This is a genomic window from Oxalicibacterium faecigallinarum (genome assembly GCF_014635705.1).
GTDB classification, from domain to species: Bacteria; Pseudomonadota; Gammaproteobacteria; order Burkholderiales; family Burkholderiaceae_D; genus Oxalicibacterium; species Oxalicibacterium faecigallinarum.
On record NZ_BMDI01000005.1, the window covers coordinates 1 to 19,326 of the forward strand.

Consider the following 19,326-nt stretch of genomic DNA (forward strand, 5'->3'; position numbering starts at 1 on the left):
CTGAACCCCGAAGAAACACAAGCCCGGAACCCGCGAAAAATCAGGCTTTTTTCTCTCGCAAACTATTGACGGTCAATAGTTTGACGGGTAGAATATAGGCATTGCTTCAGTGATGAGGCGATGCCCCGGCAGGGGTGACGGTGAGCAGACCAGACCCCAGCCGCTTAGACCATCTTCAACCCTTCCGCATAAGGAAAACGACCATGCAAACGCTGACCGCCACCTACTCCCCCGAAGACAACAAGCTGCGCCTTTATCCGTCCTCCCGACTGGATAGCGCGACTTATGAGCGCGTGAAGGCGGCCGGGTTCAAGTGGGCACCCCGTCAAGAGCTTTTCGTGGCCCCCATGTGGACGCCGGCCCGCGAAGACCTGCTGATGGAGCTGTGCGGCGAGATTGGCGACGAGGACACCGGCCTAGTCGAGCGCGCCGAGGAACGCGCCGACCGTTTCGAGGACTACAGCGACAAGCGCGCCCATGACGCCAGCGCCGCGCGCAACGCCGTGCAGGCCATCGGCCAGCGGTTCGAGTTCGGGCAACCCATCCTTGTGGGCCATCACAGCGAACGCAAGGCCCGCAAAGACGCCGAGCGCATGGAAAACGGGATGCGCCGCGCCGTGCAGATGTGGGAAACCTCCGAATACTGGAAGCAGCGCGCAGCCGGTGCCCTGCGTCATGCGAAATACAAGGAGCTGCCCGCCGTCCGTCATCGCCGCATCAAAGGGCTGGAGGCCGACAAGCGCAAGCAGGAGCGCAGCAAGCAAGAGGCCGAAATGTGGCTGAAGCTGTGGCTTGAATGCGAGGCCGAGCAAGACGCCGAGCTGCAAAAGGCCGTCGCCCTGCGCATCGCTGGCATGTGCTGGCTGCACCTGCCGCGCAAGGAAGGCGACCGCGAAGACTGGAGCCACACCCCGACCGCTTACGACGCCTTGAACGGCTCGCATCCGAACCTCTACGCGCCGCGCACCCTAGCCGAAGTGATCGAGGCGGCCAAGAAAACCTACCCGGCGACGATTGCCCATTGTGACCGCTGGATTGCCCACTTTGAAAACCGGATTGCCTACGAACGCGCCATGCTGGACGAGCAAGGCGGCCTGAAGGCTGAAGGCTTCGACATCCAGCCGGGCGGCCGCGTCCTGGTCGATGGTGAATGGCTGGTGGTGATGCGCGTCAACAAGAAGGGCGGCCAGATCAACAGCGTGACCACGAATGCCCGTTATGTGCGCGTGCGCGGCATCGAGGAAATCAAGGACTACCGCGCGCCGACCGAGGAAGACGCCGCCAAGGTCAAGAAGGCCGCCAAGCTGCCGCCGCTGGTGAATTTCCCCGGTGAAGGCTTCATCGAAATGACCGCCGAGGAATACAAGCGCAAGCCCACCGATTACAAGGGCACCCGCACCGCGCAAGCCACGGCCGAGCATGGCGCATACCGCTACCGCACCGCCTTTTTGGCCAATAGTGGCTATCGGATCGTGCAGGTTTACATCACCGACGCCAAGCGCGTGGACAAGCCTGCACCCGAGGCCGCCGAGCCGGTGAAATTCGAGCGCGAACCCGTGGCCCCGGCCCCGGTGGCGACCGAGCAGGCCCCAGCCAGCGCCGAGAGCACCGACAAGCGCGCGGCGATGGCCGAGGACTTCCAAGCCATGCGCGACCAGCTCAAGGCCGGCGTGCAGGTTGTGAGCGCCCCGCAGCTTTTCCCGACCCCGGCCGACTTGGCCGCCCGCATGGTGGAGCTGGCCGACATCGAGCCGGGAATGCGCGTGCTGGAGCCGAGCGCCGGCACCGGCCGCATTCTGGAGCAGTTGCCCGAGGGCTGCGAAGTGGTGGCCGTGGAGATTAACGCGGCCTTGGGTGGCCGCCTCGATGCAGACCGCCGCGCCGTGGTGATCGGTGACTTCCTGCAATGCACGCCCGAAACCTTGTGGGGATCGTTCGACCGGATTCTGATGAATCCGCCCTTTGCCAACGCAGACGACATCAAGCACATCCGCCACGCGCTGCGCTTCCTGAAGCCTGGCGGCAAGCTGGTGGCGATCTGCGCCAACGGCCCCCGCCAGAATGCCCAGCTTCGCCCGCTGGTGGAGCAGCACGGCGGCGAATGGGAGAACCTGCCGCCCGATACCTTCGCGGAATCCGGCACCGCCGTTAATACCGCCCTTTTCACCCTGACCGCCTAACCCACCAACGCACGCGCCCCGGCTTCGCCGGGGCCGCTCAAGGAGTACGAGCCATGCAACCGAAATTTATGCCTTGGGTTGACCTGCTGCCGGAAGTGGGCGACCCGATCCGCAACGAGCGCAACAAGCTGGCCGCCAAGCTGGCCAGCGCCGAGGAACTGGAAAAACAAGCCGCCGCGCTGCGCGCGGGAGTCCGTGAGGGCCGCGCGGCCCTGCTGGATCGAATCATGAAGCAATGGACGCTGCACGACATCGAGCAGGCCGCGACCGCTGCCGCCGACCGTGGCCAGCCGTTCCCGCCCGGCTTCGTGAAAGACGGCGAGCTGCGCGAGGCGCTGCGCGCCCTCGATGGTGCCCCGTCCCCGCTGGAGGTGTTGCAAGCCTTCCACGCTGGCCGCGTGATCCGGCAACACAACCTTTTCAGCACCGCGACCGAGGACGAACAGCGCGACACGCTGCACCGGGTTTTCGACTGGTGGAATTACGGCGCTGTCCCGCTGCTGACCCGCTTGGAAGGCTAGGGGAGGGCGGCCGATGTCTATACAGGAGCAGGCCGCCGCACTGGTGGCCGCCGTCGATCCGGCCGCTGTCGCGGCCGTGATCGCGGAATTCCCCGAGGCCGAGAAGGTGGGCATCCGCACCAACTGGCAAAGCCTCGATCCCCATCTAGGGCACCGCGTCCCGAAGGCCCCGGCCGACCGGGCCGAGTACCTGGCCCGGAAAATCGAGCAGTACGAGGCCGAGCTACAGCGCGACATCGCCACATATACGCGCTACCGCGAGCAGGGCCTAGCGGCCCTGTCCGCTTACGACGTGTGCATTTCCAGCGGTAACAACCCGCTGGGCGCGCTGCGCACGGCGCTGCGCCTGAAGGACGCCCACATTTCCTATGACCTGTCCATTCTGGTCAAGCTGACGCTTGAGCTGGAGGACGTGAAAACCGAGCTGGCCGAGGCGGAACCCCCGCAACTGGCCCTTTTCTGAAACGCGCGGCCGCCCGGTGCCGGCCGCAACTGGAGCACCTACTATGCCCCGCGCCCATGTCCCAACCATTGACGAAGTTTTAGCTGATCCCGCCGCCTCCCACTGGATGAAAGACGCGCTGCGCTCCGCGCTGGCCCGTGACCCGGTGGACGTGGCCAACGATGCCGCCTTCCTGTGCGCCCTGCTGGACAAGCGGGCCGATGCTGCTATGGAGGCGGGCAGGGCGGCCGTGGCCGCGACCGCTCCCCAGGTGGAGCGGTAGGCCGGCGACAAGCCCGGCTGCGCCGGGCTGGAAGGGCAGGGCTTCGCCCTGCTGGCTGGGCCGGCAAGCCTGCGCGCTGCGCGCGCCGTCCTGCCGGCGTCCTTCCTTGTGTCGCTGCTGCTGGCTGGCTGGATCTTCTCCTTCCCCCTGTTCCGCTCCCTCCGTGGCTTGCCCTGGCCCCTGAAAACCTGCTGGGCGAATCGTCCCGCTTCGCGGGCCGACCGGGCTGCTCCAGGTTCGCGCATTCGCGCTCATCCCCTTCGGGGACTGCTGCGCAGCCTTGCACATCCCTTTCGCTTGCGCCCTCCGGGCGCTGGCCTGACGGCCTGAAGTGAGCTTTCGCGCGCGAAAGCTGGACAACTGCACAAAGGCGTCCGTGGTGTGCAGAGGGTGGGGATTGCCTGTCACTTCCAAGGGTATCAGTTCGTTCTCGCCGTCAAGGGCTGCGCGCCCTGAAGGGCGCTTGCGGCCGCTGGCCGTTTCACCCTTGACCGCTGCGCTGCGAACCGATCCAGAGGAAGTAGGCAATCCCGCCCACTTCCTGGAGTCCATGACATGACCGCTTCGCACATCGACCTTTTCACTATTGACGACAACGGCCAGTTTCAACTGGCCAGCGCCGGCCAAGTCATCGAGGCCGCCTTGGCCATCCTTGACGAAAAGGTGATGCGCAACGGCCTGATTTCAGCGCCGGCTGACGCCAGCGCCTTCTTCTCGCTGCGCCTCGGGAACCTGGAGCATGAGGTGTTCGCGGCCATCTTCCTGGACGCACAGAACCGCGTCATCGAGTACATCGAGCTGTTCCGGGGCACGCTGACGCAGACCAGCGTGTACCCGCGCGAGGTGGTGAAGACCTCGCTGCGCCTGAACGCTGCCGCCGTCATTTTCGCGCACAACCACCCGTCCGGGGTGCCCGAGCCGTCGCGCGCCGATGAGAACCTGACCAGAGTGCTGAAGGACGCGCTCGCCCTGGTGGACGTGCGCGTGCTGGATCACGTCGTCGTCGCGGGTGGCGCGTCCGTGTCCTTCGCTCAACGCGGCTTGCTGTAGCCGCTGCTGGCCGGGTGAAAAACCCGGCAAACGCCCCTTCGGGGCGTTTTGCCCGGTAGTTTTAACGACCGTTTTTCCTGCCGGAAAAAGCGGCATTAAAACGTACCTTTTAATTACCATTGAATCCGGTAAAATTCGCCCTTTCTGGACAAATAACTACCGTGAGGCCCTTATGAGCGAGCATCGCCCGATCTACGGCGCGAATACAGCCGTTTTGAGCGACTTTCCCGAGCCGGTGAGGGCAACCCTTCACCTGATCGAAAAAAACCCGTCTAACGAGGCCGCGCTGATCCTGCTCCAGTGCGCCGCTTCCGCCGCGCACCCGGACTACCTTTTCAGTCTGGCCATGCTCAGTGCTCTCCCCATCGAGTACAAGGAGGCCGCCCTGGAGCTGATCGAGCACAGCCTGACCAGCGGTTTCACCGTGGACGAGCAAAGCGCACTGCTGCGCTTTGTTGAGCCATTCATGGCCACCGCGCTGCGCGCTCCGCGCGGCCGCTGACGCGCCGGCCCATCATGGCGCTCGACATCTTCGCGCTGCTGACTTCGGACGGCGATCACGCCCAGGCCGACCACATGTTCACCGGCAAAGCCGGCGACATGCTGGCCGTGGCCGACGTGCTCGATGCCGTGCATTGTGCGAATCGCCGGCTGCGCGCCGTGCCGGCGCTGGCCCGTCGATTCCGCGATGGCGCTACCTATCCCATTCCCTGCGTGCGACTGACCAAAGCCGAGTGCCGCGTCCTGGTGGACGCGATCACCGACTTTGGCCAATCCATGCCCAAGACCACCAAAGCCCGCAAACTCGCTGACCTGCTGGCCAGCTCCGTTTGCGTCTACTGATCGGAGCCTTTCATGGATGACAAAACCGCCGACCGAGTGATGTCCGCATCCCTCGACTATTTCAGCCGCAGCACCTTCTTTGCCCTCCTGGTGCTTGTCGCCGGCTGGGGCCTTGGCTGGCTGCTGGGCTTCGCTCTCGCTCGCAGCATCCAATCCAAGACCGGCGCGGCGATCTGCCGCCGCCTGTGCCCGATTGTGGGCGTGCTGGCCGCCTTCCCGCTCGCCTACAAGCTCATGTTCTCCGCGTGAATCTGCCGTGCCTCGTTACTTCGCTTACTTGCGAGTCTCCCGCGACTCGCAAGACGTGGCGAACCAGCGGCTTGGCCTGCTGGATTTCGCCAACTCGCGCGGCTACGCCCCGCTCGTTGTCGTTGAAGAAACGGCAAGTCGCACCGTTCCCTGGCGGGAACGCGCTCTAGGCTCGCTCCTGCTGGAGCAGAGCCAGCGCGGCGACCTGATTCTGACCTCAGAATTCACCCGCCTGGGTGGATCGCCCGGCCAAGTCTTTTCGATTCTGGAGACTGCCGCCGAGCGCGGCGTCACCATCATCATCACGAAGAACGGCACCGTCATGGACGGTAGCCTGAATGCCCAAATTCAGGCCGCCGCTTTCGCTATGGCGTCCATGATCGAGGTGGAATTCACCCGCGCGCGCACCCGTGAAGGCTTGCAGCGTGCTCGCCTTGAGGGCCGCATCGGCGGCCGGCGCAAAGGCAGCACCGGCCGCCTCAAGCTCGACCCTCAACGCGACAAAGTAGGGGAGCTGCACGCCCTTGGTTTGACGACGCCGAAGCTCGCCAAATACTTCGGCGTCACCGAGAAAACCATGCGCAAGTTCCTTGCGCGGCACTTCCCCAAAAAAGCACCGGATTGACACCGCCGGCCCTTCGGCCCGGCCGTGCCAATCCGGTTTCCCCGGCTTCGCTTCTTCCCGGCCTCTCGTTCCCGCTTCGCAGGAACTCGGGCCGTAAATCGCTCCGCTTGCCTTGGCTCGATGGTGGCCAGCCTTCGGCCGACCACCATCCTTGCCCTATTGCCGCCATCGCCGGCTTTTGCCGCTTCGCTGCAACCGGCGCCGGCCGCGAAATGCGCGGCCTGGCTTCCGGCTGCCGATAGCCTCTCCGCTACCGCTTCTAGGCTCTCCGCTGCTAGCCCCGTAGGCCGCCACCCTCGCAAACTTGCTTCGTGTCGCCGGGCCGTCGCGGTTCCCGCTGCCGCCATTCGGCGGCCGTCCCGGCCCGTCCGCTTTGCGGCCGGTAATGCGCAACTTTCGCACGCGAAAGTCGGGGAGGCGCTGGGCGGCTTCCCTTGCTTTGCTGCGGTTCGCCTTGCGCCTACTCCCCGCTTTCCGGCCTGCTGTTTCGTTCCGCGCTTGTGCCGCGTCACGCAGGGCCGGAAAGTGCGAAAGGCGAAGACGACTTCCTTCGTTCGCCGCCTTCGCCTTTCCTTGTCACGCAACCGCGCCCCTTCCGTGGCGTCTGTCGGTTGCCCTCAATTTCTGAATGGCTCCGCTACAGCGTACCCCATTCCCGTTCGTGATCGTCTGTTGAAATGCGCTCCAGGATGCGGCCGCATCCTTCCGCGTCGTTGTCGTAAAACCCCACGTCGATGCCGTAGGGGTTAGTTAGCCAGATTTCAGCACCGTCCGCATTGATCGCCCAGCCGTCGATTTCCGCGCGGCCGTGTGTTTTCAGGTGCTGGTGCAGCTCCTGGCTTCCGATGTTTGGCTGCATCTTCTTCACCATCCTTTGCTGGGCGAATCGTCCCGCTTTGCGGGCCGACCGGGCTGCTCCAGGTTCGCGCATTCGCGCTCATCCCCGCTTTGCGGGGACTGCTGCGCAGCCTTGCACATCCCTTTCGCTTGCGCCCTCCGGGCGCTAGGCCGTGCGCCTATCAACCGCCGCGTTTCCCACAAGCTCAACAGGCCCTCGCGCTGATCCGCTTTCCCACAAGAGGTTTCTTGTGGAAAAGCGGGCGCGACCGTTGCCTCTTGCGATATTGAGGTATCGCGGGCAACGGCTACGGAGCCTGTTGATTTGTGGAAAACGCTCATCCGCTGCCTGCACCGTCCCGCCGCTGGATGCGTCAAAACCCAACCCCACCCATTTCGTCTCCCCGTGAGGGGAGCCGACCAAAGGCGCGCCTCTGGACTCGGGGCCGTCTCTCCTACAAACGCCGCGTTTCCCACAAGCTCCACAGGCCCTCGCGCTTTTCCGGTTTCCCACAAGAAGTCTCTTGTGGAAAACCGGGCGCGACCCTCTCCCTTTGGGATATTTGGGTATCCCCGGTCGAGGGCACCGGGGCCTGTGGATTTGTGGAAAACGCTCACTGGCTGGCCTCGGCCGTCGCTGCACCATCCGGCGCAGTTTGAACAGGCTTCGCCGGCTCTGCCGGCTTCGCTGCATCAACGATCAGAAGCGCCTTGATCTTTGGCATCGCTTCGCGCCAAAGATCAGATGGAACCGCATCAAGCCGTTCCGTCTTGATGAGTTCCATCACGGCCTTCTGGTTCCTCTCGCGCTCCTTGCGCTGCTGCTCCCGCTGTCGTTCCTCCAGCTTCCGCAGCTTTTCGCGCTGGGCTGCGATTTCTTCATCCAGCGTCTTGGCCTTGCGGCCTGACTTCGGATTCGTCGTTTCACTACTCATGGCTCTTACCTCGCAATGTGGGTTCTAGTGGAAAACCTGCCTGATCTGGCGGGACGTGCTGCGTCCCTGATCGGCTGCATTTTACCAAATGCCCGGTTTTCTTCCACTAGGGCCTGGGAGAGAGAACGGCACCGTTCTTCCAGCTCGCAGGGCAAGCCCCGCGCCCCGGAAGAACGGTCACACACCACGCAACATAGTTGGCGGTGCTAAAAGCCGCGCTGTGGCGCGCCTTTTAGCGTGGCGACACCGAAAAGACAACGCGGCGACACCGAAAATGCTATAATGGTCTAAACCCTTATGGAGTAAAGGAAAATGCCGAGAGCGAAAGGAACAGGGAAAGGCCCCACCGAGCGGTTCAACATCCGGCTCGATGAGGACACGGCGGGGTTCTACCGAACCAAGGCCAACGAGCACGGAATCAGCATTTCCGAGTTTTTGCGCCAAACGCTGGTGCAGGGCGTGATCGCGGAAAACGTGCAAGACATCGAGCAGCGCCTGCGCCGCCTTCTCGATGAAATCCGCACTGGCGGGCAAGGTGGCGGCAAGGTCGAGATTCCCGACGAGTTACTGCTTTCGGTCTTCACCGCCGAGAACATGCTGGCCGCGATTGTTGAGGCCAAGGATGTGCAGCAGTTGTACGAAGCGCAGAACAAGGCGAAGGCCAAGCTCAAGCGACTGAAAGGAGGCTGAAATGGCAAAGCGTGAGGAAAAGGGGAGTGCGGGCAGCTTCTCCCGTGGGGCCGAGTTGTGGATGCACCAAGCCCGGCTGTTCGTGGTGGCGATCTGGACGGTCGTGCTGATTTCCATCCTGGCCGGCTTGGGCGTGACTACCGCCTACTTCTGGAATGCGACGACGGCAGACGAAAAGTACGCGCTGGAGCGGAACGTCCTGGCGCACACGCGGGATGCGCTCTACATGACGGCCGGAAAGATGGAACTGAACGTCAACGGCGAACTGCGCAAGATGGAAGTGTCGGAGGTAGCCTTGCTGACCGACGACATGGCCGAGGACGCTTGGCGAAAGCTGCGCAACGGTGGCATGTTCGGCTTGCTGACTTCCATCGGTGTGGTGTTTCTGATCTCTTTGTACTGGTGGGGCTACGGCCGCGAACGTATGCAGGACAATCAACTACGCGGGGCCAAGCTAGTGGAAGGAAAAGAGCTTGCGCGCCTGATCCGGCACCGCGACGAGGCAAGCCCTTATGAGATTGCTGGCGTACCCATGCGCGTGAAGTCGGAGACGCTGCATACGCTGTTTGCAGGTGCGCAGGGTACGGGTAAGTCACAGCAGTTTTTCGCACTCATGAAGCAGGTGCGGGCGCGTGGAAAGCGGATGATCGTGTATGACCCGACCGGCGAGTTCACCCAAGCGTTCTACCGTGAAGGCAAAGACATCCTGATGAACCCGCTGGACTCCAGAAGCCCGAACTGGAACATCTGGAACGAAATCGCCAAGGACTACCACTTCGACAACATGGCGAACGGCCTGATTCCCGATCCGGCCGAGTCTGATCCATTTTGGGCACTTGCTGGCCGGATGGTGCTCAAGGACGTAATCGCAGTATTGGGACGCGAGGGCCGCCGCACGAACCGCGACCTCTACAACGCTATCGCCAAGAGCAACCTGGACGCCATGCACGCATTGTTGCAGGGAACGGCAGGGGCAACCTATGTTGACCCAACGACCGAGCGCACGGGGATGTCGCTCAAGATGACGGTTCAGAACCAGCTCGAAGCCTTCCGGTTTTTGCCAGATGAGGGCGAATCGTTCTCCATACGCAAGTGGGTACATGAAGAAGGCGATTCATGGATGTTCATCACCGCACGGGAAGCGATGCGCGAGGCATTGAAGCCTGTTTTGTCGTTGTGGATCGACACGGCAATCAAGGCCGTGCTCGACCTGGAGCCTATCCACCGAGAACGGCTTTGGTTTTGTATTGACGAGCTGCCGACGCTCCAGAAACTGGACATCCTGAAGCTGGCTCTGACGAATACCAGAAAGTACGGTTTGTGTATGGTGCTGGGCGTGCAGGACTTCAGCCAGCTCTACGAAATCTACGGGCACGATCTGGCCAAGACGATCATTTCCGGGTGCCAAACGAAGCTGCTGCTGCGTGTGACGGATGGTGCTGCGGCGAAGCTGTTGGCCGAATTGATGGGGCAGGCCGAGGTGGATGAAAAGGATGAAACCTTGAGCTACGGCCTCAGTTCGCAACGTGACGGCGTGAGCGTTATGGCGCGCCGACAGATGCGCGACCTTGTGCTGACATCGGAGATTTTGACGTTGCCCGACATGACCGGCTATCTGCTGGTTCCGGGTGACTATCCCATTGCCCGTGTCAAGTACGGCTACGTCCCGACCGAGAAACAGGCCAACGGATTCATCGAGCGCGACGGCTTTGCGATCAGCTTCAAGCCGACTACGGCGGCCGCCGCGCCGGCACCCGCACAGGCGACCGCAGAAGTTCATCAGCAGCCCGCGCCGGAGCAAGGCGACATGCTGGATGATGATGATATGGACGCGCCGGCTACGGTGGAGGTAATGCGCAACGAAAACGGCGATGTGATCGACAAGGCGACCGGCGAAATCATCAAGCCAGCCGAGAAGGTTTCGCGCGCGAAAGACGATACAGATGCGAATTCAGCGAGCCAAGGCAAGAAGCCCAACCCGCTGGCGGATGCGCTATAGGAGGATACCCAATGAAGACTCAGAGACGGGCATTTCTACATTCCGTCGCGGCCGCCTGCTTGGCGGCTTTTTGCGTTTCCGTGCAGGCTGAACCGGACTTGCTGCAACCTGATGAAGCCTTCCGTGTGTTGGCTCGCCGGGTGGATGCGCGGGTGGTGGAGCTGGAGTACATCATCGCGCCGGGCTATCACCTGTACCGCGACCGTTTCAGCTTCAAAACGGACAACCCGGCCGTTACGGTGGCAGGCGTTGAGCTGCCGCCACCGCTTGAAAAGTTCGACAAGGCGATGGGCCAGAACATGCGCTACTACACCGAGCGGGTGGCCGTGCGCGTGCGCTTGGCTGGGGCCAATCAGACCGTCAAGCTGGTGGCCACGGCGCAGGGCTGTGCGGCCATTGTGGGGGTGTGTTATGCACCGATCACCAAGGCTTTCAGCGTGCCGGCAATGGGAGGAAAACAGGGATGATTAGCATGAACAACGTAGGCAGCGCCGGGCAGGCACTGCACTACTTTTCCGCTGATAACTACTACACCCAGGACGAGGGATTGGAGCATTCCGAGTGGTTCGGCAAGGGGGCCGAGCACCTTGGGCTTTCAGGCAAGATCGACCGTCAAGCCTTCTTCGAGGTGTTGAACGGGAAGGTGGAAGGCCAGGAACTGGGCAAGTGGGTCAAGAACGAGGAAACCGGCGAGAAGGAACGCGAGCACCGGCCGGGCACCGACATGACGTTTTCCGCGCCCAAGAGCGTTTCGCTCATGGCCGAGGTGTACGGCAAGCGGGATGTGCGGGAAGCGCATGAGGCAGCAGTCAAAAAGGCACTCAGCCACATAGAAACAGAGCTGGCCAGGACGCGCCAAACCGTGGACGGGAAGACCGAGGCGGTGCAGACCGGCAACGTGACCGTGGCCATGTTCCGACACAACACAAGCCGCGACCTCGACCCGCAGACGCATACGCACGCCGTCATCATGAACGCCACCAAGCGGGAGGATGGGCAGTGGCGCTCCCTGACCAATGAGGAAATCTACAACGCGCAGCGCGTCATCGGGGCCATCTACACGTCCGAGCTGGCCGACCGGCTCCAGGCGCTGGGCTACGACATTCGCCGCACCGACGAGAAGGGCAACTTCGAGATTGCCGGCATCACCCGCGAACAGATCGAGCACTTCAGCCAGCGCCGGGCCGAAATCGAGGCGGCGCTGAAAGCCAAGGGCGTGGACATCGACGACGCCAGCGCGCAGCAGAAGGAGGACGCCACGCTGAAGACCAGGGCGCGCAAAGTGGACGTGGATCACGAAGCCCTGATCGGGAGCTGGAAGGAGCGGGCCAAAGAAATCGGGATCGACTTCGACGCCATCCAGGCGAAGGCCGACGCGCAGCGCGCGCAGGGCGGCGTGATCCGGGCCGACAAGCTCACCGGCCGGGAAGCGATGTCCTTTGCGGCTGCGCACCTGATCGAGCGCGAGGCCGTGGTATCAAAGAACGACCTCATGGCGGCGGCCATCGAGCACGGGGCAGGGCGCGTTTCAGCATCGGAAGTGAAGCGCGCCTTCGACAAGCTGGAGAAGGACGGCGATCTGGTGGCCTTGCCTGACGGCAACTACACGACCAAGAAGATGCTGGGCAGCGAAATGTGGGCGCTCGACCAAGTGCGCGCACAGAAGGGCCAGACGCCGAAGATGATGGAGCCGGAAGCGGTGGCAGCGCGGATCGCGCAGGCCGAGGGCAGGCAGGGCTTCAAATACAGTGAAGGCCAGAAAGAGGCCATCAGCAAGGTACTGACCACTGAAGATCGTTACGTGGCGGTGCAGGGCCTTGCCGGGACGGGTAAAACCACCATGCTCAAAGGCGTGCGCGAAATGGCGCAGGAGCAGGGCTACACGGTGCGCGGTATGGCTCCGACCGGCGCGGCCAGCAAGGTGCTGGCCAGGGAGACAGGTATTGCTACCGATACCGTCTCGATGTTCCAGATCAAGGAGCGGCAGCTACAGAAGGACATCGAGTTTGCCAAGCAGTACGCACCCGACTTCCAGCGCAAGGCGGAAGTCTGGATCGTGGATGAATCGTCCTTCCTGTCGCAGCGTCAGAAGGCCCAGCTCGACCACATGGCCGAAAAGGCCGGGGCCAAGGTGGTGTACCTGGGCGACACGCTCCAGTTGCAGGGCGTGGAGGCCGGCAAGCCCTTCGAGCTGGCCCAGCGGGACGGCATGGAAACCGCCTACATGACCGAAATCAACCGCCAGAAGACCGCCGACCTGAAGCAAGCCGTGGACATCATCACCGGCCGCGACAACCTTGGGGAAGGTCAGCGGCTCACCCAAGTGGAGCTGGCCAACAACGCACGGGCCTTCGAGTACATGGACAAGGCGGGAATGATCCGGGAAATCCCCGAGAAGTCCGAGGACGACAAGGGCCGCCTGGTGGCGGCCGTGGTGCAGGACATCTTGAAGCTCGACAAGGCCGAGCGGGAGCGCACCATCGTCATTACCGCCTATAACGAAGACAGGCGGGCCATCAATGCCGGCGTGCGCGAGGGACTGAAGGAACAGGGAGAGCTGTCGCGCTCCGAGGACACGCGGGAAATCTACACCTCGAAGGGCTGGACGCGCGCCATGCAGAAGGAGGCGCAATACTACAAGGCTGGCGACGTGGTGCGCTTCGGGCGGGACTACCAGCAGATCGACGCCAAGAAGGGTGAATACATGCGCGTTTCGGCCGTGGATGCACCCAACGGCACCGTGGTGCTCCAGAAGGAAGACGGCTCTGTGATCGCGTGGCAGCCGAAGAAGCACAACAAGATCGAGGTGTACGACCGCGACACCCGCGAGCTGGCCAAGGGCGACCTGATCCGTATCACCCGCAACGAAGGCGAGTTCAAAAACGGCGAGGTGGCGCGCGTCACGGCCGTGGCTGGGGACAAAGTGACGCTGGAGCTGAAGCAGGGTAAAGACGTGTCACTGCACCAAGTGGATCTGTCGCGCAACAAGCATTGGGATCATGCCTACGCGCAGACGGTTCACGCCTCGCAGGGTGCGACTCAGCACCGGGCCATCTTCCACATCCGCGCGCCTCAGACCGAGAGCGAGAAGAAGCAGGAGCGGGCGCTGGAGAACATGGCCAAGGTCTTCGGTGATCGGAGCTTCTATGTCGGGGCCACGCGCGCCTCGCATGAGCTGCGCATCTATACCAACGACAAGGCGGTGGCGGCCAAGGCGGTGGCGGCCAAGCAGGACAAGACCAGCGCCGTGGAAACGCTCCGGCAGCACGAACGGGCCACGGCAATCACCGCCGACAACGTGGGGGAACGCCCGGTGTCGCCGCAGCGAAACGGTGACGTGCAAAGGTAATCCCGATAAAATGTCAACTTGCGCGCGCTGGTCTTGACCGACTTTCGCGCGCGAAAGTTGGCGGCTGGTTCCGCTTTTCGCCAGTAGGCAAGTCGGCTTAGACTTGTGTGATGAACCTTTGACTATGCAAAAGAACAAGCCATGACCGACCCAAAGGACGCCGAGATGTCGGCCGATGGGCAGGGAACGAAACGCCGTAGAACTCGCAATTATGGCGACCGCCGAACGGTATCCCTGCGGATGGACCCCGAGCTGCACGAGCGCATGATGGACTTGTGCGACGATCTGAAAATCCCCGCCAACACTTATATTTCGGGACTCATCGAAAGCGACTTGAAGAAACGGAAAAAGTGACCGCGCCATAGTCGCCTCGCCCTGTTTGCCGGGGTGCCGGGAACCCGAATATCATGTGAGGTTCTTCGGTGGATTCAGGGAGAGGTGCGCGTGTCTATTATTTCAACGATCAACTGGAAACGCTTGGCTTCGGTTTTTGTGCCGGGCGTACTGATCGCAGCCATCAGCATTTATGTGCTGGGCTTTCGTGCCCCGCCTTCCCCTGATCTTAGGGTTCTGCCCGGTAAAGCACTGGCCGCCTACGACGAGTTCTACCCGATCCGCGCCGATGACACCGGGGCGCTGTACCTGGATCGGGAATTGTTCGTGAAGGCGGTCAACTACCTCTCTCAGCATCCCTCGCCGCGCGCCGTCGCGGATTTGATCTACCTGGGCAACTCCAACAACGTCACCCTGTTGCTGGACGGGCCGACCAAGGCCAAGTACCTCATGCTGACCCAGCAGCCCGACTATGCGGCGCTGTCAGAGGTGGATCGGGAGAAGGATCGCATCTTCCAGTCCTATGCGGACATCGTGAACGGCATTGGCCAGACCTTCGCGGGCACGCCGGTAGAAATCGTCTTGCACGACACGCGCAACCCACTGCGCTCGATTGTGGCCGTGCAGAACCCCATTTCAGGCCGCAGGCTGGGTGACACGAATACCAACTTCGGTATCCAGCTCATCAAGAACTACAGCTATGGCGAAGGGCAGGGCCAAGGGCGTGGCGCTTCGTTCGTGAGCTACGACATCAGCCTGAAAGACGGTCGGGCAGTGAAGTCAACCACGATCCCGATCTTTCATGACGTGTACGGCTTGATCGGGTTTATTTGCATCAATATCGACATATCCAAAATGGACAAGAAGCACCCGGAATATGTCGATCATTTTGTAGATGCGTTCAAGGCGACCATCGCCAATGACGCTATCAGTGAAATGATCCAGAACAGCAAACGCAAGAACTGATTTTTTCAACCCTCTCTATAAAGGAAATGACTATGGACGCTGGAGCCATTCAAGAGCACTTGGAACTGCTGCAATTCGATCTGGCGCGGCCGCTGCTGGTAATGAAGGCCCCAAAGGGGATTCTCGGTTGCGGGTATATCAATGTCGAAACCTGCAACAAAACCGGCGAGGTTTGCGCAATCGTGACCGGGGTGAATACCTTTGACGACATGCGCAAGGCCAAGGTGGTGGCCACCTCGAACAAAGCGGTTGAGCTGGGTATCCAGGTGGGCGAGTCTGGCCAAGACGCACTGAACAAGATGCGGTGATTTAGACCGTGCCGCCTGGAGAGTGGAGCGAGGGCATCCAAGTGGAAGTCATCTTCTATACGAGCTGCGCTTTCTTGCTGACCGTCTTTTTGGTCAGCATGGTGCTGGCTGTGCGCGGCAACCAGGCGGCCAAGTATTTCCTTTGGGTATGGGCGGCGCTGATGATCCTGGCGCTGCCGCTCATGAACCGGGCCAACATGATTTCGCACATCGCCGCTGGCCTGATGCTTGTGTTTTTTCTCTACGTGCTCTACATCACCGTCCGCTACGGGATGGAGCGCGTGGACGTTTCTCACGAAGAAACCCGCCGTGTCCTGGCTGAATCGAACCGGCGCATTGACGAGGAACGGCGCACCCTCGCACGCCGTCTGCACGACGAGGTGAATCCCCAGCTCCTGCTCACGCGCAACGTGCTGAAGCAGCTTGAGCCGCTGGTGGCTGGGAATACGCGGGCGGCCGAGCTGTTGGGCAACGCCTCGGGGATGCTCAACGACGCCTACGCCGAAATGCGGGACATCATCAAGAACACGCGGATCGAGGTTATCGACTCCATCGGCTTCACGGCCGCCCTGGAGTCGCTGGTGGCCCACTACACGAATATTTCCGAGAAACCGGCCATCACGCTGGAGCACAACCTACCGAAGCGGCCGGCGCTGCCAGAGACATCCGCAGTCAGTGCCTACAAGATCATCCGGGAAGCGATTTTCAACGCCATCAAACACTCCAAAGCCGACCAAGTTCACGTCAGCATCCACCACAACAAGGCGATGGATACTTACAAGGTCGAAATCACAGACGACGGCGTAGGCATGAAAGCTACCGCCCGGAATGGAGAGCACGCCGGAATCGGGTTGATCGACATGCGTGAGCGGGTGAGGGTGCTTGGCGGTGCGCTGAAAATACAGGCGGCCGATCCTACCAACCAGAAGCGGCCGGGAACGAAACTCAGCTTTTCGTTTTCAGGGCAGTTGTCGTAATGCCGTGACGGATCGCCAGCTTGGTGATGTCCGCTTGGCTTTCAACGCCTAGCTTGGCTTTTACGCCCTTCATCAAGTGGCCGATGGTCTTGGTGGACAAGTCCATTGCGGTGGCAATTTCGGTCATGGATGCGCCATCGGCTGCAAGACTGAAGGCCCGCATTTCGTTCTCATCCAGCAGCCGGTTCGGGTTCCGATCCTTGACGGCCGACCATGCGAGTAGGCGGGCAATCTCCGGGGAAAAGTATTCCTTGCCCTGGGCTACCGTGTTGATCGCCTCGTTGAGCACTTCCGTGCTTTCATCCTTGCGCACAAAGGCCAGCACGCCGAGCTTGTAGGAACGCTCGATGATGTATTGATCGTCAAACTGGCTAAAGACGATGATTTTGGCCGAGGGATCGCGGGCCAGCAGTTCCTCACACACGTCCAGCCCGTTCTCGCCACAGCCTTTACTGTCAAAGCGCACGTCGATCACCAGGACATCCGGCTTGACCTCTAGGAAGCGGTCGATCAGCCCGTCCAGGCTGTAGGCCACCTCTACTACGTCGATCCCGTAGTCCTTCAATACATCGCGGAAACCGGCCACCAGCAGCCGGTGATCGTCCGCAAGAAATACTTTTATTCCCAAAACGTCACCTATTGGTTTGGGATCGTGTTGATCCCGAAGTTCGTTGGCCATGCAGGCAGGCGCTGCCGTGCTTGGCGGATTTAGCGGCCATGCAGATCAGCGGTGGGTGCAACACCCTCGCCGGCGAGGCAATAACCGAATTTTGACAGAAAAGCCGCATTCGATATACCGCGCCCGGCTGATCTAGCCATGATCTGCACCGTTCGGGGGACAGCATTATACGTGCCATCTAACCCAATGCTTCCGCCGACAGGAAGTTATTTTTCTCCTACATGGTATCATTTGGCCCCTTGCCGTGGGCATTTCATGCCTTTGGCAAGCGGGATTCGGCGGGTAAAGCGGGGCTGTCGGATGGGTGCCGCAAGACCACATCCCAAGATGACAAACCTAGGCTAGATGCCTTGTCGCTCTAGGTTTTTTCTGTTATCGTGCTTTCACCGTGAAAGCAAGTTGACTGCTACAATAACGCAATGGGAAACGCCTCTATGTACTTCTCTGCACGCGCACTGATCGCGGCGGCATCGCTGATGCTGCCGCTTGCTGCTTCTGCAACGTGCTGGGATGAGGCTGGGCGCGGCTACGGGATCGACCCCCTGCTGTTGAAGGCGATTGCCTGGAAGGAATCGCGCGGGTGGACGGGGGCAGTCGGCCCGAAGCTGAAAGACGGCAACCGCGCGCTGGGCCTCATGCAGATCAACACGATCCACCTGCCGAACCTCGCTCGCTTCGGCATCCGCCGTGAACACCTGTTCGACGCTTGCACCTCGCAGAAGGTGGGGGCCTGGGTTCTGGCCGACTGCATCCAGCGTTTCGGCGCTACCTGGAAGTCCGTGGGCTGCTACTACGCCGGCCCGGCATCAACCAATGTGAGCGCCCAGGTCGAGTACGTCCGCGACGTGCAGCGGTTCTACGAGGGCTACCGCAGACAGCAAGCCCACCAAATTTCAACTTCACCGGCCCAAGTGGCCAGTTTCCAAGGGGATTGATATGGCGTTGCCAGCCAAACCGTTTCGCATTTCTATCGTCTTTGCGCTGGCTGCTGCTGGCGTCACTGCTGCCAATGCGCAGTCACTGAACCAGCCAAACCCCCTGGATCGTCTCTCCGACGTGGTGCAGTTCGGCGTCCCCCGCGACACCAAGTTTGTGTTCTGCGACGGGGAAGACTGCCCGGAACGCTCCATCAAGCACCTGTACGTCCCGCCTCCGCCGCCGCCTCCTGTTCAAGAGCCGGTCATGCCTGCGCCTCAATCCATCCAGCCGCCCGAAGAACTTTCGCACGCGAAAGTTCCGGCCAAGAAAAAGCCACTGAAGAAGAAGCGGAAGAAGCCCGCGATTCAGTACGAATGCAAGCCTGTCACCAAACCGAAGTGATGGGCTTTCCGTCTTTGCGCATCCCCCTGGCGCAAGGCCCCACACGGGGAAATTCAGGGGTTCCAACCAACTTTCTACGTAGGAGTTTTTGAAGATGAACGCAGCAATTCAAGCAGTCGATGTTCGCAAGGAAGCGGGCCAGTGGTTCAAGGCCCTGATGCTCGCCGGCCTGATCCTGGGTCTGATGATGCTGGCTTCCGGCGCATACGCCAGTGACGGCACGGAGTTCGACGCCGCCGTAACCAAGTGGGACGGCTGGGTGAAGGGCAACCTGGGCAAGCTGGCCGCCCTGATCGCCATCGGCGTGGGTTCCGTCGTCGCCGCCGTCAAGAAGGACTGGAGCTGGTTCTTCGGCGCGGTGGTGCTGTCGATGGGTATCGGCGTGATCGTCGGCATCGTCAACGCCAGTTTCACGGCCGTCATCTAAGCGCAGGAGGTGGCCATGTCCGAAAAAACGGATCTCTCTCACTACATCCCGCGCCGACTGGACGACGGAGCCAAGTTCCTCTTTTGGGAAATGGACGTTGCCATGATCGGCCTCATGGGCGTGTTGGTTGGCATTGGCTCCGGCTTCCCGGTGATTGGGCTGTTCCTTGGTATTGGAGCTGCCTTTTTCTACGGGAAGCTGAAGGCTGGGAAGCATCCGGGCATGGCCACCCACCTCCTGTACTGGTTCACCGGGTTTCCCGAGCCGAAAGAACTGCCGGGTAGCCACATTCGAGAACTCAATGGATAAGGGG

Annotated in this window: 24 protein-coding genes; 21 read left to right on the forward strand and 3 right to left on the reverse strand. The window is 61.5% G+C overall.

The features are described from left to right. Positions 1 to 203: 203 nt before the first annotated feature. The 9 genes from IEV29_RS15565 to IEV29_RS15605 all read left to right on the forward strand — a co-directional run bounded on the left by IEV29_RS15565 (position 204) and on the right by IEV29_RS15605 (position 6,193). Positions 204 to 2,180 carry a DUF3560 domain-containing protein gene (locus IEV29_RS15565; protein WP_051443603.1) on the forward strand — a complete coding sequence of 659 codons (1,977 nt, stop codon included), beginning with the start codon at positions 204 to 206 and terminating at the stop codon, positions 2,178 to 2,180. 53 nt (positions 2,181 to 2,233) lie between these two features. Next, positions 2,234 to 2,701, forward strand: coding sequence for a stable inheritance protein KleA (gene kleA / locus IEV29_RS15570; protein WP_027477989.1), 468 nt, complete (start codon positions 2,234 to 2,236; stop codon positions 2,699 to 2,701). 13 nt (positions 2,702 to 2,714) lie between these two features. Continuing rightward, the gene (locus IEV29_RS15575; protein ID WP_017510524.1) at positions 2,715 to 3,164 is read left to right on the forward strand and encodes a hypothetical protein; all 450 of its coding nucleotides are present in this window, start codon (positions 2,715 to 2,717) and stop codon (positions 3,162 to 3,164) included. Positions 3,165 to 3,207: 43 nt separating this feature from the next. Continuing rightward, on the forward strand, positions 3,208 to 3,426 hold the full coding sequence (locus IEV29_RS15580) for a hypothetical protein (protein ID WP_011798645.1): 219 nt from the start codon (positions 3,208 to 3,210) through the stop codon (positions 3,424 to 3,426). A gap of 555 nt (positions 3,427 to 3,981) precedes the next feature. Next, positions 3,982 to 4,476 (forward strand): RadC family protein, encoded by a 495-nt coding sequence (radC, locus tag IEV29_RS15585; protein ID WP_011798644.1) that lies wholly within the window; start codon positions 3,982 to 3,984, stop codon positions 4,474 to 4,476. 172 nt (positions 4,477 to 4,648) lie between these two features. Then, complete coding sequence (locus IEV29_RS15590) at positions 4,649 to 4,978, forward strand: hypothetical protein (protein WP_017510519.1); 330 nt, start codon at positions 4,649 to 4,651, stop codon at positions 4,976 to 4,978. A 14-nt stretch (positions 4,979 to 4,992) separates the two neighbouring features. Then, the gene (locus tag IEV29_RS15595) at positions 4,993 to 5,319 is read left to right on the forward strand and encodes a ParB N-terminal domain-containing protein (protein ID WP_188382256.1); all 327 of its coding nucleotides are present in this window, start codon (positions 4,993 to 4,995) and stop codon (positions 5,317 to 5,319) included. A gap of 12 nt (positions 5,320 to 5,331) precedes the next feature. Beyond that, positions 5,332 to 5,568: a hypothetical protein gene (locus IEV29_RS15600; RefSeq protein ID WP_011798641.1), complete on the forward strand. Its 237-nt coding sequence runs from the start codon at positions 5,332 to 5,334 to the stop codon at positions 5,566 to 5,568. A gap of 7 nt (positions 5,569 to 5,575) precedes the next feature. Then, the gene (locus tag IEV29_RS15605) at positions 5,576 to 6,193 is read left to right on the forward strand and encodes a recombinase family protein (RefSeq protein ID WP_038314819.1); all 618 of its coding nucleotides are present in this window, start codon (positions 5,576 to 5,578) and stop codon (positions 6,191 to 6,193) included. A gap of 637 nt (positions 6,194 to 6,830) precedes the next feature. Here IEV29_RS15605 and IEV29_RS15610 read toward each other — a convergent pair. Together IEV29_RS15610 and IEV29_RS15615 are read right to left on the reverse strand one after the other, a co-directional pair. After that, a complete protein-coding gene (locus IEV29_RS15610) occupies positions 6,831 to 7,124 on the reverse strand; it encodes a hypothetical protein (RefSeq protein WP_229726452.1) in 294 nt (97 codons plus the stop codon). 520 nt (positions 7,125 to 7,644) lie between these two features. After that, positions 7,645 to 7,965, reverse strand: coding sequence for a hypothetical protein (locus IEV29_RS15615; protein ID WP_188382257.1), 321 nt, complete (start codon positions 7,963 to 7,965; stop codon positions 7,645 to 7,647). Between the two features lie 312 nt (positions 7,966 to 8,277). Here IEV29_RS15615 and IEV29_RS15620 point away from each other — a divergent pair, with 312 nt between their 5' ends. From IEV29_RS15620 to IEV29_RS15655, 8 genes are all read left to right on the forward strand, one after another. Then, positions 8,278 to 8,655, forward strand: a complete 378-nt coding sequence (locus IEV29_RS15620; protein WP_017510513.1) for a plasmid mobilization protein — start codon at positions 8,278 to 8,280, stop codon at positions 8,653 to 8,655. 1 nt (position 8,656) lies between these two features. Continuing rightward, entirely contained in the window at positions 8,657 to 10,654 is a 1,998-nt protein-coding gene (locus tag IEV29_RS15625; RefSeq protein ID WP_188382258.1) for a type IV secretion system DNA-binding domain-containing protein, read from the forward strand. Between the two features lie 11 nt (positions 10,655 to 10,665). Then, positions 10,666 to 11,121: a protein-disulfide reductase DsbD N-terminal domain-containing protein gene (locus tag IEV29_RS15630; protein WP_188382259.1), complete on the forward strand. Its 456-nt coding sequence runs from the start codon at positions 10,666 to 10,668 to the stop codon at positions 11,119 to 11,121. Positions 11,122 to 11,126: 5 nt separating this feature from the next. Further along, on the forward strand, positions 11,127 to 14,003 hold the full coding sequence (mobF, locus tag IEV29_RS15635) for a MobF family relaxase (RefSeq protein WP_507763461.1): 2,877 nt from the start codon (positions 11,127 to 11,129) through the stop codon (positions 14,001 to 14,003). A 141-nt stretch (positions 14,004 to 14,144) separates the two neighbouring features. Beyond that, positions 14,145 to 14,357, forward strand: coding sequence for a hypothetical protein (locus tag IEV29_RS15640; RefSeq protein WP_188382261.1), 213 nt, complete (start codon positions 14,145 to 14,147; stop codon positions 14,355 to 14,357). 90 nt (positions 14,358 to 14,447) lie between these two features. Next, positions 14,448 to 15,302, forward strand: coding sequence for a PAS domain-containing protein (locus IEV29_RS15645; protein ID WP_188382262.1), 855 nt, complete (start codon positions 14,448 to 14,450; stop codon positions 15,300 to 15,302). Between the two features lie 32 nt (positions 15,303 to 15,334). Further along, entirely contained in the window at positions 15,335 to 15,610 is a 276-nt protein-coding gene (locus tag IEV29_RS15650) for a YunC family protein (RefSeq protein WP_009242076.1), read from the forward strand. Positions 15,611 to 15,651: 41 nt separating this feature from the next. Then, on the forward strand, positions 15,652 to 16,587 hold the full coding sequence (locus tag IEV29_RS15655) for a sensor histidine kinase (RefSeq protein ID WP_229726453.1): 936 nt from the start codon (positions 15,652 to 15,654) through the stop codon (positions 16,585 to 16,587). Here the strand turns inward: IEV29_RS15655 and IEV29_RS15660 are convergent. After that, positions 16,556 to 17,266, reverse strand: coding sequence for a response regulator transcription factor (locus IEV29_RS15660; protein ID WP_229726454.1), 711 nt, complete (start codon positions 17,264 to 17,266; stop codon positions 16,556 to 16,558). The two genes, IEV29_RS15655 and IEV29_RS15660, sit on opposite strands and share 32 nt — an antisense overlap. Before the next feature lie 434 nt (positions 17,267 to 17,700). Here IEV29_RS15660 and IEV29_RS15665 point away from each other — a divergent pair, with 434 nt between their 5' ends. The 4 genes from IEV29_RS15665 (at position 17,701) to traL (ending at position 19,322) form a co-directional block, all read left to right on the forward strand. Beyond that, on the forward strand, positions 17,701 to 18,201 hold the full coding sequence (locus tag IEV29_RS15665; RefSeq protein ID WP_009242079.1) for a lytic transglycosylase domain-containing protein: 501 nt from the start codon (positions 17,701 to 17,703) through the stop codon (positions 18,199 to 18,201). 1 nt (position 18,202) lies between these two features. Continuing rightward, positions 18,203 to 18,586, forward strand: a complete 384-nt coding sequence (locus tag IEV29_RS15670) for a hypothetical protein (RefSeq protein WP_017510505.1) — start codon at positions 18,203 to 18,205, stop codon at positions 18,584 to 18,586. A gap of 94 nt (positions 18,587 to 18,680) precedes the next feature. Then, the gene (locus IEV29_RS15675; protein ID WP_009242081.1) at positions 18,681 to 19,013 is read left to right on the forward strand and encodes a TrbC/VirB2 family protein; all 333 of its coding nucleotides are present in this window, start codon (positions 18,681 to 18,683) and stop codon (positions 19,011 to 19,013) included. 15 nt (positions 19,014 to 19,028) lie between these two features. Beyond that, entirely contained in the window at positions 19,029 to 19,322 is a 294-nt protein-coding gene (gene traL, locus IEV29_RS15680; RefSeq protein WP_009242082.1) for a type IV conjugative transfer system protein TraL, read from the forward strand. Positions 19,323 to 19,326 lie beyond the last annotated feature (4 nt).

Coding starts and splice junctions, on each gene's coding strand:
- IEV29_RS15565 (WP_051443603.1), top strand. CDS start 204: ATGCAAACGCTGACCGCCACCTACTCCCCCGAAGACAACAAGCTGCGC.
- kleA (WP_027477989.1), top strand. CDS start 2,234: ATGCAACCGAAATTTATGCCTTGGGTTGACCTGCTGCCGGAAGTGGGC.
- IEV29_RS15575 (WP_017510524.1), top strand. CDS start 2,715: ATGTCTATACAGGAGCAGGCCGCCGCACTGGTGGCCGCCGTCGATCCG.
- IEV29_RS15580 (WP_011798645.1), top strand. CDS start 3,208: ATGCCCCGCGCCCATGTCCCAACCATTGACGAAGTTTTAGCTGATCCC.
- radC (WP_011798644.1), top strand. CDS start 3,982: ATGACCGCTTCGCACATCGACCTTTTCACTATTGACGACAACGGCCAG.
- IEV29_RS15590 (WP_017510519.1), top strand. CDS start 4,649: ATGAGCGAGCATCGCCCGATCTACGGCGCGAATACAGCCGTTTTGAGC.
- IEV29_RS15595 (WP_188382256.1), top strand. CDS start 4,993: ATGGCGCTCGACATCTTCGCGCTGCTGACTTCGGACGGCGATCACGCC.
- IEV29_RS15600 (WP_011798641.1), top strand. CDS start 5,332: ATGGATGACAAAACCGCCGACCGAGTGATGTCCGCATCCCTCGACTAT.
- IEV29_RS15610 (WP_229726452.1), bottom strand. CDS start 7,124: ATGCGCGAACCTGGAGCAGCCCGGTCGGCCCGCAAAGCGGGACGATTC.
- IEV29_RS15615 (WP_188382257.1), bottom strand. CDS start 7,965: ATGAGTAGTGAAACGACGAATCCGAAGTCAGGCCGCAAGGCCAAGACG.
- IEV29_RS15620 (WP_017510513.1), top strand. CDS start 8,278: ATGCCGAGAGCGAAAGGAACAGGGAAAGGCCCCACCGAGCGGTTCAAC.
- IEV29_RS15625 (WP_188382258.1), top strand. CDS start 8,657: ATGGCAAAGCGTGAGGAAAAGGGGAGTGCGGGCAGCTTCTCCCGTGGG.
- IEV29_RS15630 (WP_188382259.1), top strand. CDS start 10,666: ATGAAGACTCAGAGACGGGCATTTCTACATTCCGTCGCGGCCGCCTGC.
- mobF (WP_507763461.1), top strand. CDS start 11,127: ATGAACAACGTAGGCAGCGCCGGGCAGGCACTGCACTACTTTTCCGCT.
- IEV29_RS15640 (WP_188382261.1), top strand. CDS start 14,145: ATGACCGACCCAAAGGACGCCGAGATGTCGGCCGATGGGCAGGGAACG.
- IEV29_RS15650 (WP_009242076.1), top strand. CDS start 15,335: ATGGACGCTGGAGCCATTCAAGAGCACTTGGAACTGCTGCAATTCGAT.
- IEV29_RS15660 (WP_229726454.1), bottom strand. CDS start 17,266: ATGGCCAACGAACTTCGGGATCAACACGATCCCAAACCAATAGGTGAC.
- IEV29_RS15665 (WP_009242079.1), top strand. CDS start 17,701: ATGTACTTCTCTGCACGCGCACTGATCGCGGCGGCATCGCTGATGCTG.
- IEV29_RS15670 (WP_017510505.1), top strand. CDS start 18,203: ATGGCGTTGCCAGCCAAACCGTTTCGCATTTCTATCGTCTTTGCGCTG.
- IEV29_RS15675 (WP_009242081.1), top strand. CDS start 18,681: ATGAACGCAGCAATTCAAGCAGTCGATGTTCGCAAGGAAGCGGGCCAG.
- traL (WP_009242082.1), top strand. CDS start 19,029: ATGTCCGAAAAAACGGATCTCTCTCACTACATCCCGCGCCGACTGGAC.